The following is a 16,253-nucleotide window of genomic DNA, read 5'->3' on the forward strand; positions in this document are numbered from 1 at the left end:
GATTTTAGATTTTGGATTTTAGATTTAAATTTCCTAAATCCAAAATCTAGAATTCTCTGAATTGAGATATAGCAAGTAGCAGGTAATATTAGCTAGACTGATTGCTTGCTACTTGTTGTACTTGCTCCACAGTCAAATCTAAAGCTTGCGCTATTTGTTCCACACTTAACCCCAAAGCTAACAATCTGGGTATAGCTTCTAATTTTGCTTGTTGTCTACCTTCTTGTCTACCTTCTTCTAAACCGTCCTGTTTAATAGATTGATACATCCTTGTTTTTTTGAATTCCTCATCTATACCTCAATACAGTTCAGTTAGCGCCAAAAACATTAAGCTGCGTAGGTTGGGTTGAGGAACGAAACCCAACATTTCCAGGGGTTTGTTGGGTTTCACTTCGTTCAACCCAACCTACAATTATCCTTAACTGAACCGTATTGATCTATACCTAACATGGTTGCCAACTCCTCTCGGCTAAGTCTGGTAAATTTGTACAACAGGATAGTTTCTATTAATTCTACAATTTGCTTTTTGGTAGTTTCATCAGCCAATTGATTTTTGGCTTGTAAAATTAGTTCTTTACCTCTTTCTATTGCTGTCTCTTCACCTGCGATAATTAATTGCACTATAGCAACTTGAAGTGAGGTTTCCGTGACTGTCCCTAATTCATCTAAATAAATACATTGTACTTGAGGACTGTCTAGCAATAAGCGATAAGGCTGTCGATCATCTGGCTCTACACTACGTTGAGGATAGATAACCACAGCACGCCAAAAGTTAACAGATGGGTTTTGACGTAAGTAAAGAAATATTTCCGCAAACAAGCGGCGATAAAAGTTTGTATCTAGTTGAAACTGGACTTCGACAAAGTATAAAGGTTGTTCTGGGGTTTCACTTTCCGGGATAAATACGCCATCAATTCTAAAGGCTGTATCTTTGAGTTCAACTGATACAAATTCATAAGCATTAATGTTAACCCTAGTTTCGCCAATGATGGCAAAAAAGATGCTTGGAATAAGCTGTAGAAAATTTTGTCAGTTTGCACCTTGATTTTCTCATATCGAAAATTCTCTAGTTGCCAGTCTATCAATAAGTTTCTCTACGAGAGTAGTAATATAGCAATTCTCAGATATCACCATCAGAAACTAACAAAAATGGCAAAGTTCATCTACCTGTGGTTCATTTGAACTACAATAAGTTCAAATTAGCTATCGAATGTAAAAATAACTTGATTTTTGCTGCACTCTATAGTGTCTGTAAGCCTTTTAAGGTACACTAGAACGCTGCATACTTGTTTTTTAGTATATTTCGGCTAAGTAAAATTTCAGTCTAAGAAGTTCGGTTATGGTAGAAGCATCGCTAAACATTACCTTGGAATCTGAGGAAATTCTTATTCAGGATTTAGAGTCAGTAGACAAGGATAATCCGCAAAGTTGGAAGAATAAGGTGATTCTTGGTGATTGTTTAGAGGTTTTACAAAAGCTACCGTCTGCAAGCGTTGATTTAATTATCACTTCACCTCCATACGCTGATAGTCGAAAAAAAACTTATGGAGGAATTTCTCCAGATGAATATACTGATTGGTTTCTTACAGTAGCTCTAGAGCTAAAAAGAGTTTTAAAACCAGAAGGTTCTTTCATTCTTAATATTAAAGAAAAAGTAGTTAATGGTGAAAGACATCCTTATGTATTGAATTTAATTTTAGGAATGCAAAACCAAGGATGGTTATGGACAGAAGAATATATATGGCATAAGAAAAATAGTTATCCAGGAAAATGGTCTAATCGCTTTCGTGATTCCTGGGAGCGGTGTTTACATTTTAACAAGCAAAAGAAATTTAAGATGTATCAGGAATCTGTTATGGTTCCTATGGGAGATTGGGCAAAATCCCGTCTCAAAAATCTGAGCGAAACTGATAAAAGGCGCGATACTTCTAAAGTTGAAAGTGGGTTTGGTAAGAATATATCTAATTGGGTAGAGCGGAAAATGGCTTATCCAACCAATGTGTTACATTTAGCAACTGAGTGTGGAAATAAAAATCATAGTGCAGCTTTTCCGAAAACTCTTCCTTCATGGTTTATCAAGCTATTTACTGATTTTAATGATGTAGTTATCGATCCATTTGCTGGTTCAGGAACATCTTGTGTAGTAGCTAAAGAGTTGGGTAGAAATTATATAGGAATTGAAATTAAAAAAGAATATTGTGAGCTAGCAGCAATGAATATTAAAACAGCAGTTGCTAATAGTCAAGTTGTGAAAAATAATAACCAATCTAATGAGGAATTAAATGTGGTTGACCGAGATTATACAATCTATCATGATTATTTGATTCAGAAGGTACTTACACCTTTCTACGATAAGAGATTTGAAAAATTGAGTCAATTAAAACTCAAAGATGTTATTAAACGTAAAAACCCTTATTTATTTAAAGCAAAAAATATTGAACTTGCTCAAGATTTTGTTGCCAGCATAATTACTGCATTTCTTTCTTCACAAGAAGAAACCATTTTCGGGAATTTGCTAGAAGGATTTGCAATACATATATCTAAATCTTTGTATGGTGGTTTTAAGTCAAAATTAAACAGTGTCGATCTAGAATTTAAACGAAATGAAACTTATTATATTGTAGGGATTAAATCTGGTACTAACTGGGGCAATTCTGACCAAATTAGCAAGATGAAAGATAATTTCAAAAAAGCAAAACAATTATTGATAGAACAAGGTATTACCAGCAATATTGTTGCTGTCAATGGTTGTATGTATGGTAAAGATAGTAATCCTTTGAAAGAAGATATCAAAGATCCTGATAAAACATATTTTAAATATGCTGGACAAGAGTTTTGGGAATTTATCTCAGAAGATGCCAATCTTTACCAAGAGATGATTGTTCCTATCGGGGAAGAAGCAAAGAAGAAAGATGAAATTTTTAAATCTACACTTAATGCAAAAGTTAATGAAATGACGTTTGAGTTTATGCAGTATTTTACTGTAAATGGTCGGATTGATTGGATTAAACTTGTTGATTATGTATCTAAAAAAGGCGATTTCAAATTAGAACCTATATCTCAACAAATGACGTTAGAACTAGAAGCAGGGGATTCAGATTTAGAAGAACCTCTAGATTTAGCAGATGCGCTAGATTTTGAAGAATAGAAGAAAATACTGCTGAATATGAGCCTAAATTTAGAGAGTATTATTCGGCATTTTCTAAGTATTTACATCATCGGGAATTGACAGCACCTACGATTTCAACCTATTGCTAGGACTTTTTTTTGTAAGACTGGTGATATCAAATACTATTGCTATATTCCCTACAGCCTTTTAAAAAAATAGCTTGTCCACCATATTTGAGAGATACTGTAAGAGCAGAGAGAATTTGCACTAACTCCATACCAACCCAACCAGATGACTCAACTGGGGGCGTATTTTTCAGAATACAACTAATAAAGCGATCGCACACCCGCGCTAAAGGTTCGCCTGTTTCTACCTCTAATACCTCTTGGCTTTGATTCATCGGTAAAAATTGATTATCCTGGTATTCAATTTCACCACTGAGTAAAGTTAAAGGCGACGGATGCAACATTTCATCAAAAATTAAGCTACCACAGTCACCAACCACCGCTAACCGCCTTTGTTTATCGGTATTCAACCAGCACAGATGAATATATGCTTGAAAACCATCTGCATAGGTTAGCGTCACCCATACTAAGTCAGCTAGTCCTTGATTTGGGAAATTAGTAACTCTTTTCTTACCTGCTTGTTGTAGCCACACTGTACCCGTAGCTTGGACTTTTACTGGTAGCTTACCTAACCAATTGTTAAAAATAGCAATATCGTGAATTGCTAAGTCCCATAATGCATCAACATCTTGTCTCACAGGCCCTAAGTGAGTACGAGTAGCATAGCCGTAGCGTAAATTACCTAACTTATCTGCCTGAATTACAGCTTGTCCTTTCTCAACGGCTGGGTGAAATAAATAAGTATGATCCACCATAAGTATTAAATGTTGTTGCTCTGCTAACTCGCAAAGTTCACGACATTCTAACGGATCTAAAGTTAAAGGCTTTTCGGCTAAAACATGGTAGCCCTGGTTGAGAGCATCCTTAATCAGATGATAATGGGTAGTAGCTGGAGTTGCGATCGCTACTGCCATCAAATCTGGTATTTGCTTTACAGCTTGCCAATCAGTAGTTAATAATACATTATCATCTAATTTAAATTGCCGTTTTACCGCCGCTAACCGTTCTGGATTCGGGTCTACAACCGCACTAATACTTACTTGCGGATGTTCTAAAAAATTCCGTAGCAAATGCACGCCCCAACGCCCAACGCCGAGGACAGCAATTGTAATTTTGTTATTCATTAGTTATTTAGTCATTTGTCATTCTTACAAAGTTGAGGTAGTCCGTTGGCGGGGTTCCCCCGCTGAAAGGAACTGCCGTCTGAGCGCTGGAAGCAGGCGCTCAGACTTTGCGCTTTGTCATTTGTCATTTGTCTTCCTTCCGCGTCAATGGTCAAGAAATTCTGGACTATGGACTATGGACTATTGACTCTTGACTAATAACTGAATTATCGGCGTATAAAGAGTATATTGAGTTCAGGGTTGTTCCTGATTAGTAATAGATAAAAAAGCTACTTTGGCTGCGGCTTGTTCGGCTGCTTTAATTGAGCGTCCTTTACCTTGACCTAGTTGTTTACCGTGTAACCACACCTCAGCGACAAACCGCTCTTGATTGCGGTGGGGTTGAGTAACTTCAACAACACGATACTCTGGTAAAACCTTAAATTGCGCCTGAGTCCATTCTTGTAGGGCGGCTTTGTAGTTTAATCTCGCGGGATCGAGACGAATTTCTGCTGCTAGTTGTTTGAAGTGCGGATCGAGCCAAGGACGAATTAACTCAAGATTGTGAGTACTTAAGTATAAAGCACCAAGAACCGCTTCAAAAGCGTCTGCTAATCGGGATTCTTGACCTACTTTATCAGCAGTAGCACTACCGGCGACTAATAAATACAGTTCTAAACCATATTCTCTAGCTAATTGGGCGAGAATGCGATCGCTCACCAACACCGAGCGAATAGCCGCAAAATCCCCCACCGGACAATCGGGATAATGTTCCCACAACACCACCGCCGCTACTAGCCGCACTACCGCATCACCAACAAACTCCAGTTGCTCATAATTGGCTGACTCCGACACAGTAGGATGAGTCAGGGCTAAATCAAGCAAGTGCCATTGTATGGCTGCTTCTTTTGGTAAACCTAATTTTTTAACTAAACTTTCAAGCTGGCGCTGACGGCGTGGATAAGCGAGAGACATTCAATCAGAAGGGGGCGGGAAGGGGACAAAGAGGAGCCACTGCGTTGCGCGGGTTCCCCGCGTTGTAGCAAGTGGCGTTGACAAGGGAAGAGGGACAATAAAAACTATTGACCATTGACCATTGACTCTTGACCAATGCCCAATGCCCAATGCCCAATGCCCAATGCCCAAAAGAGAAGAGAGCAGATCGTAAGCCGGGTTCTGTTCTCTAATGTAGAGATGTTATTGCAACTTCCCTACAATGAGGGCGGTTATCTATCTGGGACGTTTGTTACCAAACGCCTCTAGCGGCACTGTTTTGCGGAACTGGTAAAAGACCAACCATAGTTCCTTCGCCTTGCTCCCAACCGGGGTTTACCGAGCCAACGCCTCTCGACGTTGCTGGTGCGCTCTTACCGCACCTTTGCACCCTTACCAATCAATTTTGGATTTTGGATTTTGGATTTTAGATTCAATCCAAAATCTACAATCTAAAATTTAAAATTGATTGGCGGTATCTTTCTGTGGCACTATCCTCACGATCGCTCGCACTGGACGTTATCCAGCAAGTTTGGTCTTTCGGAAGCCCGGACTTTCCTCAAACCGATTTTTACAACCGATCTGCAACCGCCTACCTCTACTCTCTCCCTAGATACAGTGTAATCTTGGATGGCGTTGTGTGTCTGATTTGAATTACTTCTTTTTATTCCAAGGTAGGGCGTATGTCCAAGGCAATTTCCTAATGGTAAAAGGACAATTGACTATGCACATTGGTGGGAAATCCGCACCAGGGGCTAAACCTGCACGCACCTCAGACATGCGTAGTACTAGTTGTAGTGAAAATTCTAACTTTTTTGTTCTGTTAACAAAGTCGTTGTATAGCTTTTTTTGGGCTTTGACAGGACTTTTTTGCAAAGCCGTGATATTCACTAGGGGTTGTTTGGCTGAGTAAGTACCTGAGGTTGCATCACGAGCGAAAACATCTTCTGCTGTGACTGTTGCGGAAAGGGTCTTCTTGGGAGCGATGAGACTGGGGCTTTGGGGTACGGCTAAGTCACGAGTTAAATCTGGTGATTTGCGAATTACCCGGCGTGATTGCTTGCTATGTTCAACGACTATAGAACTATTATCCCAATCAACATAAATTGCGAGATTGTCAGATTTATTTTCGATACTCACTGACAACTCTTTCAATTCATCAAAAGAATAAGAAGGACTAAGTTTAAAAGAAATCCCTACTTGGTCTTGCAAATTTTGTTCTTTAAGTTGATCGTCAACGACATTTTTTTGATGCTCAAATTTAATTTTGTCGTCAATCGACTCAATCATCAAATTAACAATGTAAGAGACGCCGATGATATAAAGCGTCAAAACCACTAAATTTTGGTCGCCATTGCCTCTCATAACTTTATATATAGACTCCCTGTACTAATTTTGTATATTTGTTCTCTAACTTATCGGCTATAGTTAATCTTCCTTGATTGGTACCGACCTTTCTAGCCAGCCCCGCCGCCAGAAAAAGTATAATAATCCTCCAGCGATCGCCAGCATTACTCCCCAGCACAACAGGTATCCCCATTTCCAATTGAGTTCAGGCATATTATACGGTGATATTTCCGTATTGAAGTTCATTCCGTAAATTCCTGCTACAAAAGTTAAGGGAATAAAAATTGACGAAACTACAGTTAGTAGTTTCATAATTTCATTCATTTTGTTACTAACTGCTGACAGGTAAACATCCATTAATCCTGATGTGAGTTCGCGATAAGTTTCTACCATATCAATTACTTGGACTGCATGGTCATAACAATCTCGCAGATATATGCGGACTTCGTCACCTATCAGGTCATCGCTATCTCGCATTAAAGCACTCATCACATCCCGTTGCGGCCAAATGGCGCGGCGCAGTTGCAGTAATTCTCGCCTCATTTTATAAATCTTCTGGAGTGTTTTCTGAGTAGGCTTAATGATTACTTCTTCTTCTAATTCTTCAATTTGCTCGCCATAACGTTCTAAGACTGGAAAAAAGCCATCAATAATGGCATCTAGTAGGGCATAAGCTAAATAATCTGCACCTGATTTGCGGATAATTCCTTTGGATTTTTCAATGCGCGATCGCACTGGTTCAAAGCAATCATGTTCTGGTTCTTCTTGCACAGTGAGCAAATAATTTTTCCCAAAAATTAAACTCACTTGTTCGCTATGAAAACCAAAGGCATTTTCCCTGGGTACTACCATGCGGGCAATAATTAATAATTGATCACCATAGTCTTCTGTTTTTGGACGCTCTGGGACATTAACAATATCTTCTAAAACTAGAGGATGTAACTCAAAAATTTGCCCGACTCTTTGCAATAAGTCTTGATTTCCTAGCCCCTGCACATCTACCCAAGTTACAGATGTTGTATCTAAATAAGGAATACATAATTCCGGCGTTTCTATTTTTTTGCGAATATATTCTTGGGAATTATAATCAATCAACACGATTTCTGGAGATTCGGCATTTTCATCAATTCTCAAAGTGCCAGGGATATTTCCTGGTTGGTGATAAAATTCTTTGATTAATGATTTGTTGATAGCTCTACGACGACGAGGGATTCTTATTCCCATAAATTTTTCCCTTTAATAATTAGTTATTTGTCAATAGTAAAAATAACCTGAGACGAGGTTTGTGATAATTGGCGATCGCCAAATCTCATGATTCTCAATAATTGCTAAAATTAATAATTTGTATCCTGGGCAATGCCCACCATATCCAGGCTAGGGTAGACATTGCCCACCCTAGCAAATGAATAGCATCCAAAATTGGTTAACTATTCAAGCCGATATGATATCATCTCCGCACCTGTGAGTCAGAAATGATAAAAAAACAGTTTGTCTTCACTGAGACAAACTGCTTCATAAATGTTTATACAGATAATCAATGGGAAGATATCGGGAAGCGGAGATTAGAACATACCCATGCCGCCCATGCCGCCCATGCCACCCATACCGCCCATACCACCCATGCCACCCATACCGCCATCAGCGGGAGCAGCGGGGGCTTTCTTTTCAGGCTTTTCTACAACCAGGGCTTCGGTGGTTAAGACTAAGCCAGCGATGGAACCAGCATTTTGCAGCGCAGAACGCACGACTTTAGCAGGGTCGATGATCCCAGCCGCAATTAAGTCTTCAAATTCTCCAGTCGCGGCATTATAGCCAATGTTAAAGCCAGTTTCCCGGACTCTGGAGACGACTACGGAACCTTCAGCACCAGCATTGTCTGCTATTTGACGTAGGGGCGCTTCTAGGGCGCGGCCAATGATATCAGCCCCAAGCTTTTCTTCTTCATCTTTGAGGCTATTTTTAATTGATTCTACCTTGGTAGCTAAGTGAATCAAGGTTGTACCACCACCGGCAACAATCCCTTCGTCTACGGCGGCTTTGGTAGCGTTTAAGGCATCTTCAATGCGTAGTTTGCGGTCTTTGAGTTCGGTTTCTGTGGCTGCACCGACTTTAATCACTGCCACGCCACCAGCTAACTTAGCAATCCGTTCTTGCAGTTTTTCTTGATCGTATTCGGAATCTGTGTCTTCCAACTGCTTGCGAATTTGTCCAATCCGTTTTTGGATTTCTGGTTTAGTGTTGCTACCAGCGACAATTGTGGTGTTTTCTTTGTCGATAGTAATTTTGCGGGCGGTTCCTAAAGCTTCTAGAGAAGCGGTATCCAAGCTTAAGCCGATTTCTTCCGAAATCAACTGACCATCAGTGAGAATGGCAATATCTTGTAATAAAGCTTTGCGGCGATCGCCAAATCCCGGAGCTTTAATTGCAGCAACGGAAAGTACACCCCGTGCTTTATTCACTACCAACGTTGCTAAAGCGTCGCCTTCTACATCTTCAGCAATTACCAGCAAGGATTGACCCAACCGAGCAACCTTTTCTAGTACAGGTACTAAATCCTGAATGCTGCTGATTTTCTTATCGGTAATTAAAATGCGGGCATTTTCAAATTCTACGGTCTGCCGCTCGTTGTTGGTGATAAAGTAGGGAGAAATGTAACCCCGGTCGATCTGCATCCCTTCTACCACTTCTAATTCAGTTGTCAGGGACTTAGATTCTTCAACGGTAATTACACCATCTTTGGTGACTTTATCCATTGCTTCGGCAATCATGCTGCCGACTTCTTCATCATTACCTGCGGAAACTGTCGCCACTTGAGCGATCGCACTTCCTTCTACTGGCTTGGCTATCTTGGCAATTTCTTCTACCAGCGCCTCAATAGTCTTGTCAATTCCCCGTTTTAAACTAACTGGGTTGCTACCAGCTGCAACATTCTTTAGCCCTTCGCGGATTAAAGCCTGTGCTAAAACCGTCGCGGTAGTGGTACCATCACCAGCAACATCTTTAGTTTTTGATGCGACTTCTTGGATCAGCCGCGCACCTGTATTTTCTAATGGATCTTCTAATTCAATTTCTTTAGCTACAGTGATACCATCATTGACAATTTGAGGGGCACCATATTTTTTTTCTAAAAGCACGTTACGACCTTTTGGCCCTAAGGTGATTTTTACCGCATCAGCAAGAGCGTTAACACCCCGTTCCAGGGCCCGCCGTGATTCTTCATCAAATGCAATAATCTTCGCCATGTTTCATTTCTCAAGCGCTTCCATTAGACAATTTAGCACTCACAGCGCCAGAGTGCTAACACATTCCACGACTCAAATAACAAATCAAGATAAAAAAATGAAATTACATATTTAACCGTCAACAGTCAATAGTTATTAGGGGCGGGTTCCCCTAAATAAGCATCGGGAAAACAGCTATTGTCAGCCAACCCACCTGTCAATTAACCAATGACCAATGACCAATGACCAATGACCAATGACTTTAAACTCTTGACCATTAACCTTTATTGATTAATATACAGTTGATGCTCATGGTAATGGTCGAGTGGGCGGGAGGTAGTAGATAGCAAAAAACCTGATTACATCGAGTATTCCTTTGCAGTTTGCATTTTTAGTTTTCAGGCTACAGATACATTCGCGTAACACATCGGTTCGGTTGTTTCCAGCTAGCTGACAATATTCATTTAAATAATTCCAATTCAGCTGTTGTAACGGGCAAATCTATCCTTTTATCCTGTTTAGCCATTTCTATCTACGGATAAAGCCATCAACAACACTTGACAAAGATTTGAATGCGTATTTGCATTTGGGGAATACCCTTGATGAGTATGTAAGACTGGCTCAGTTTCAAGTTACGCCCGTAGACAAGTAGTGGCCGACTGCCTTGGTTGAAGCGGGAAGTAAATATCAATTGCTCAGATTTGAGCGATTTGTGTAAATTTTATGGAGCAGATGAATTTAGGTAACTCCCTTAAATCCTTAGGTATTGCTGACCCTAGCGGCACCGGCTGGTTGGCTGTAGTATTTACGTTTCTCTTGGCTTGGCTAGTAACATGGCGGTTAATCCCCACAGTTCGTAAATTTGCCTTGCGGGTAGGTTGGGCCGATCAACCAAACGCTAGGCGACTCAACCGGGAACCTTTGCCTAATGCCGGAGGGCTGGCTATTTATACGGGCGTGATTGCGGCACTGGTATTAGCTACTCTCCTCAGACCAATTGAACTACAAGGCGTATTAGCTCAAGTCCTGACAATTCTCTTGGGAGGAACGATATTAGTTCTGGTTGGCTTTATTGATGACCAATTTGGCTTACCTCCCTCTGTGCGGATGTTTACTCAGATTCTCACCGCACTGTTGCTCTATGCTAACGGAATTAGAATTGATATCGCTTTTGGCACGCCGATCGACTCGATTCTTTCCATCTCCCTGACAGTGTTTTGGGTAGTCGGAATTACCAATGCCATTAACTTGATGGATGGTATGGATGGTTTGGCAGGAGGAGTAAGTTTTATTACTGCTATGAGTTTGTTGGCAGTTTCTGCCCAAATTTCTAATAAAGCCGCAGCAACCCTAGTCTTAGCAGCATTAGGTGGTGCAGCTTTGGGCTTTTTGCGCCATAACTTCCACCCCTCACGTATTATTATGGGTGACGCTGGGGCATACTTTTTTGGTTACGTGCTAGCGGCAACTAGTATTTTAGGTAAACTCCAAGTCAATACAGTATTTTCCCTGATTCCTACAGTTTTATTTTTGCTACTACCTGTATTAGATACTACGCAAGTAATTGTGCGGCGACTGATGGCTGGGAAAAATCCTATGAGTACTCCTGGTAAAGACCACCTGCACCATCGTCTTTTGGCTTGGGGCTTCTCTCAACGTCGTGCTGCATATACTCTGTGGTCAATTACTTTAGTTTGTAATTTGTTGGCTATGAGAATGCAAAATTTGACTTTGCTACAAATGGTAGCTACTACCATGAGTGTTATTTTGCTCATTAGCTTTACCATTTGGGGAAGAATCCAAAGAACAGAATGTATTACCTGAGGAAGTGGGAGGCAAGGGAGCAGGGAGCAGGGAAGATAAACTATATACCAATGCCCCATGCCCCATGCCCAAAGCTATCTATGCCATGACCATGCCACCATCGACATTAAACACTTGTCCGGTAATATAAGCGGCGGCGGGATCGGCGGAGAGGAAGCGCACCATACCAGCAATTTCTTCTGGTTGACCATAGCGACCGAGGGGAATGAATTTGAGAATTTCTTCGGTGTTGCTGAGATTGCTGGTCATGTCTGTGGTGATGAAACCAGGGGCGACAGCGTTAACGGTAATGCCGCGAGAAGCTAGTTCTTTAGCTACAGTTTTGGTAAAGCCGATAACACCTGCTTTAGCGGCGCTGTAGTTAGCTTGACCGGGGTTACCCATTTGCCCCGCAACTGAGGCAATATTAATAATCCGCCCAGAACGTTGCTTGAGCATGACTTTACTAGCAGCCCGGGTGCAGAGAAATACACCAGTAAGATTGAGGTCAATTACAGCTTGCCAATCTTCTGGCTTCATGCGTAACAGTAAAGTGTCGCGAGTAATACCAGCATTATTAACGAGGATATCGATACGCTTAAATTTATCGATGACGGTGTTAAATAGGGAGTCTACTTGATCGCTTTTAGAAACATCAGCTTGTATAGCGATGGCTTGACCACCTGCATCTGTAATTTCTGCAACTAAGCTATCAGCCGCACCACTAGAACTAGCATAATTAACGACTACATTAGCGCCGTAGCTAGCTAATTCCAGAGCGATCGCTCTACCAATTCCTCGTGAAGCACCTGTAACAATTGCAACCTGTCCCTGCAATTTTTGTAAATTCTCACTCAAGAGTTCCATGAAATATATTTTGAATCACCGCGCTAATAATCTTATGGTGATTTGTACCTTCAGTAATCAAGCTGTGTAGGATTGATTGTCAATGGTCAGTTGTCAGTTGTCAGTTGTCAGTTGTCAGTTGTCAGAAAATTCTCAGTATTGACATCCTCCCACCGCTAACCCTTGCGGGTGTAGCGGGGGATTCCTAAGACTCACGACTTAGGTTTCTGTTTCTTCCCCTTCGGGTTCGCTGGTTGCTCTACTTGGGGAAACCCCAAGACCGCACCAGACTCACCATTACTGGTTTTTCGCAACTGCCCTTTAGACTTATGCCGATCAGGTCTTATGTTCGCTCCACAGACTGTAACGGTGTGTCCCACCGCCAAAATATTCTTGGCCGCGTTGATATCCCTGTCGTGGTGTGTTACCGCAGTTGGGACAGTCCCACTCTCTGATATTCAACGGCAGTTTATCAACAATATGTCCGCAGTTGCCACAGCGTTTAGAACTGGGAAACCATCGGTCAATTTTTACCAAGTTTCGACCATACCACTTGGCTTTGTATTCCAGTTGCCTCACCAACTCGCCCCATGCAGCATCACTGATAGCACGAGCAAGTTTGGGATTCTTGACCATATTCTTAACTGCCAAATCCTCAACCACTATCGTTTGGTTTTCACGAATCAGTCGAGTTGTCAGTTTGTGGGTATGGTCTTTTCTGGAATCAGAGATTTTAGCTTGAAGACGAGCAACTTTGAGCCTAGCTTTATCCCGATTTCGAGAAGCTTTTTGTTTGCGACTCAAAGATTTTTGTGCTTTCCTCAACTTTTGATAGTGCTTGTCAAAGGCTTTGGGATTAGCAATCTTTTCACCTGTACTCAGGGTAACGAGACTGCTAATCCCAACATCCAGTCCCACGGCACTATCAAGCAGCTGCATGGTTTGGTCAGTCGGATCATTGATTCGCAAACTGACAAACCAGCGTCCAGAGGGTTCAAGCCTAACTGTGATGGTACTAGGTTCACACTCCTTGGGAAGTTGTCTAGACCATTTAATTGGCAATGGTTCAGAACACTTTGCCAAGTAGACTTGTCCATCTTTCCACCGGAAAGCAGACTTGGTAAACTCTGCGCTACCACCACTACGTTTCTTTTTGAAGTTGGGATATTTCGCCCTAAGAGCAAAGAAATTAGTGAAAGCAGTTTGCAGATGTCTCAATCCTTGTTGCAGTGGTACACAACTAACCTCATTCAAAAACTGGAGGTCTTCAACTTTTTTCCACTGCGTCAGCATAGCAGAAGACTGAACGTAATCAACCTTCTGTTGTCTCTCATACCAAGCTTCGGTTCTCGCCGCCAAAGCTTTGTTAAATACCAACCGCACACAACCAATTGTCCGGCGCAGTATCTGTTCTTGCTCGGTAGTTGGGTAAAAACGGTAGCGGTAGGGTTTTTCCATACTTCACCCCTCCGGGTTCGGCAGTTGTTCATGGGGGAAACCCCCAAGACCACACTGCCTCACATTTTACTATTAAATCTGTGAAATACCTAAAACCCGCTATGTACCAAAGTTCATTTACTCACCCCGTCGTCGTCTGTCGTTCGCACTCCAGAACTCGACTCAGGGGTGAAGCTTCTCGCTCGTCCCCATTCCTCTCACCGCCAAACTGCGTTGTGGCGGGAGTCTCCTGGGGGTGTTAGATGATTGTGCCATCAGCAATAACAGCATTTTTTAACACAACCACAATTCCACTACGGATATAAAAGCCCTGACTTTCGCGATCGGCTTCTTGTACGTTGTCTTTATTGATAATTTTGACATTTCTACCAATGCGGGCGTTTTTATCAACAATGGCTCGGCGAATAATTGTATCTGCACAAATACCGACGGAAACCTCATCGCTGAACAAGTTACATTGTCTTTCTACAGCAGCTTGGTAAAAGTCGGCACCCATAATTAGGGAATCTTCGATGATGCTACCAGATTCAACTCGCGATCGCACTCCTAAAACTGAATGTTCAATGCGGCAGTTTTTCAAAATACAACCTTCACCAATCAATGATTGGGTGATTGTACAATCTAACATCTTTGTGGGTGGCAAGTAACGTGCGCGGGTGTAAATCGGCGCTTGTTCATCATAGAAGCTAAAAGGTGGTTGGGGTTGCTCGGTGAGAGCTAAGTTGGCATCATAAAAAGCTTCAATGGTTCCGATATCTTCCCAGTACCCATTGAATAAGTAGGCTTGGACGTTGTAATCTTTAGCAGCCGCATCAGGAATGATTTCTTTACCAAAATCGGTACTTTCTAAAGATTCGCGCAATAATTTGATCAAAACTTCTTTTTTAAAGACGTAAATCCCCATCGAAGCGATGTAGGGTTGGAGTTGGGCTTGTTCTGGACTCAATCCCAGTACGGTGGTATCGACGCGCATTTGGGCTAAAGCGTCACCTTTGGGTTTTTCGCTAAAGTCAATTACTCTACCGGACTGATCAATTTTCATCAAGCCAAAGTCAGAAGCGCGGCGATCGTCGATGGGAATTACAGATAATGTAATATCCGCACCTGTTTCTCTATGACGCTGGACAAATTCGCGGTAATCCATGCGATAGAGATGATCGCCTGAGAGAATCAGGTATTCTTCTGCATCCCATTCTTCCAGCAACCAGATGTACTGACGCACAGCATCCGCTGTACCTTGGAACCAGTTGGGGTTTTCTGGGGTTTGCTGTGCTGCCAACACTTCGACAAAGCCTTCGCTGAAGCCACTAAAATTGTAGGCACGCGCAATGTGGCGATTCAGGGATGCTGAGTTGAATTGTGTCAGGACGTAGATTTTAAATATTTCTGAATTGATGCAGTTGCTGACAGGGATATCGATTAAGCGGTATTTCCCTGCAACTGGTACGGCTGGTTTTGCACGTAATTTTGTTAACGGATAAAGGCGAGTACCTGCACCACCACCGAGTATGATTGCTAAAACTTTTTTCACAACATGTCTCCCGACTGCCTTTCAACTCTCACCTTCAGTTTATGACTGTATGTAGCAGCTGGTAAGGGGGGATCGCAGATTCTGAAGCGTGAATTTTACAGAATCCTGTCGGTAATCAATGTCGCTGCCAACAAATACAGCATTAAGATTTGTGTATAATTTGGCTCGTAACTATTTGAGGCGATCGCTACAGAGTTTTCACTACTAAGATAGGTAAATAAATCTTAAATCACCGTTTTTTCTCAAGAAATTTAATTTTGCTTTAAGTGCAAAATACACCTTTTGAAGTCACAAATTTTACACTTGCTGCACTTAAATAAATAAGAATAATTCTCAAGTAAACTCCATAAATTTAGTGTAGGAGAATTTGAGATTGAGGTTAGGAAATTAAGTGCGATCGCTTATAAATTAAACACTTAATTTCTTGAAATTTAACCTGGCATTAACTAAATGTAATTTCTGTGATAACTTGAGATGCTGCACCCAAGGTTGCTCAGATAATTGGGCAATAGAATTTGCAGAAAGAGTAGCTGTAAAAATATCTTTTCCTGGGGTGACATTGCTGACACCTAAATTTTCGAGAACAGCAATAGCATTTGCGTCTAAAACAGGTTCAGTATGGATAAACACAGTTAAAGTCGGTGTTTCTGAGTTTTGTACCTCATTTATTGCTGTTGATAGGGCTGCATCTAGCTTTTGATAATTCATAGCAATTCT

Annotated in this window: 13 protein-coding genes and 1 other RNA gene; 2 read left to right on the plus strand and 12 right to left on the minus strand. The window is 41.4% G+C overall.

Annotation, left to right across the window (positions count from 1 at the left end; translation table 11 throughout):
* Window positions 1-88: 88 nt before the first annotated feature.
* Window positions 89-268 carry an Rpn family recombination-promoting nuclease/putative transposase gene (locus H6G41_RS35685; protein WP_190745513.1) on the minus strand — a complete coding sequence of 60 codons (180 nt, stop codon included), beginning with the start codon at window positions 266-268 and terminating at the stop codon, window positions 89-91.
* 128 nt (window positions 269-396) lie between these two features.
* Window positions 397-1,011, minus strand: coding sequence for an Rpn family recombination-promoting nuclease/putative transposase (locus H6G41_RS35690; RefSeq protein ID WP_308796146.1), 615 nt, complete (start codon window positions 1,009-1,011; stop codon window positions 397-399).
* A 328-nt stretch (window positions 1,012-1,339) separates the two neighbouring features.
* Between H6G41_RS35690 and H6G41_RS08675 the strand changes: the two genes are divergently transcribed.
* A complete protein-coding gene (locus H6G41_RS08675; protein WP_190745515.1) occupies window positions 1,340-3,148 on the plus strand; it encodes a PmeII family type II restriction endonuclease in 1,809 nt (602 codons plus the stop codon).
* A 136-nt stretch (window positions 3,149-3,284) separates the two neighbouring features.
* Here the strand turns inward: H6G41_RS08675 and H6G41_RS08680 are convergent, their stop codons facing one another.
* From H6G41_RS08680 to groL, 6 genes are all read right to left on the minus strand, one after another.
* The gene (locus H6G41_RS08680; protein ID WP_190745517.1) at window positions 3,285-4,358 is read right to left on the minus strand and encodes a Gfo/Idh/MocA family protein; all 1,074 of its coding nucleotides are present in this window, start codon (window positions 4,356-4,358) and stop codon (window positions 3,285-3,287) included.
* Between the two features lie 234 nt (window positions 4,359-4,592).
* Window positions 4,593-5,312 carry a ribonuclease III gene (gene rnc, locus H6G41_RS08685; RefSeq protein ID WP_096645886.1) on the minus strand — a complete coding sequence of 240 codons (720 nt, stop codon included), beginning with the start codon at window positions 5,310-5,312 and terminating at the stop codon, window positions 4,593-4,595.
* A 174-nt stretch (window positions 5,313-5,486) separates the two neighbouring features.
* Window positions 5,487-5,936, minus strand: an RNA gene (gene rnpB / locus H6G41_RS08690) — RNase P RNA component class A.
* Window positions 5,937-5,984: 48 nt separating this feature from the next.
* Window positions 5,985-6,695 carry a hypothetical protein gene (locus tag H6G41_RS08695; protein WP_190745519.1) on the minus strand — a complete coding sequence of 237 codons (711 nt, stop codon included), beginning with the start codon at window positions 6,693-6,695 and terminating at the stop codon, window positions 5,985-5,987.
* A 63-nt stretch (window positions 6,696-6,758) separates the two neighbouring features.
* The gene (gene corA, locus H6G41_RS08700; protein WP_190745521.1) at window positions 6,759-7,901 is read right to left on the minus strand and encodes a magnesium/cobalt transporter CorA; all 1,143 of its coding nucleotides are present in this window, start codon (window positions 7,899-7,901) and stop codon (window positions 6,759-6,761) included.
* Window positions 7,902-8,239: 338 nt separating this feature from the next.
* On the minus strand, window positions 8,240-9,919 hold the full coding sequence (gene groL / locus H6G41_RS08705) for a chaperonin GroEL (RefSeq protein WP_190745523.1): 1,680 nt from the start codon (window positions 9,917-9,919) through the stop codon (window positions 8,240-8,242).
* 711 nt (window positions 9,920-10,630) lie between these two features.
* On the opposite strand from groL, the gene H6G41_RS08710 reads away from it, so the two are divergent.
* Window positions 10,631-11,722: an MraY family glycosyltransferase gene (locus tag H6G41_RS08710; protein WP_190745725.1), complete on the plus strand. Its 1,092-nt coding sequence runs from the start codon at window positions 10,631-10,633 to the stop codon at window positions 11,720-11,722.
* A gap of 78 nt (window positions 11,723-11,800) precedes the next feature.
* On the opposite strand, the gene fabG is transcribed toward H6G41_RS08710, so the two are convergent.
* The 4 genes from fabG to H6G41_RS08730 form a co-directional block, all read right to left on the minus strand.
* Entirely contained in the window at window positions 11,801-12,568 is a 768-nt protein-coding gene (gene fabG, locus H6G41_RS08715; RefSeq protein WP_190745525.1) for a 3-oxoacyl-[acyl-carrier-protein] reductase, read from the minus strand.
* A gap of 315 nt (window positions 12,569-12,883) precedes the next feature.
* A complete protein-coding gene (locus H6G41_RS08720; protein ID WP_242037843.1) occupies window positions 12,884-14,005 on the minus strand; it encodes a transposase in 1,122 nt (373 codons plus the stop codon).
* Between the two features lie 238 nt (window positions 14,006-14,243).
* Window positions 14,244-15,536: a glucose-1-phosphate adenylyltransferase gene (locus H6G41_RS08725; protein WP_190745527.1), complete on the minus strand. Its 1,293-nt coding sequence runs from the start codon at window positions 15,534-15,536 to the stop codon at window positions 14,244-14,246.
* A gap of 408 nt (window positions 15,537-15,944) precedes the next feature.
* Window positions 15,945-16,244: a hypothetical protein gene (locus tag H6G41_RS08730; RefSeq protein ID WP_190745529.1), complete on the minus strand. Its 300-nt coding sequence runs from the start codon at window positions 16,242-16,244 to the stop codon at window positions 15,945-15,947.
* Between the last annotated feature and the right edge of the window lie 9 nt (window positions 16,245-16,253).

Source organism: Tolypothrix sp. FACHB-123 (genome assembly GCF_014697075.1).
In the GTDB taxonomy this organism is placed as follows: Bacteria; Cyanobacteriota; Cyanobacteriia; order Cyanobacteriales; family Nostocaceae; genus Aulosira.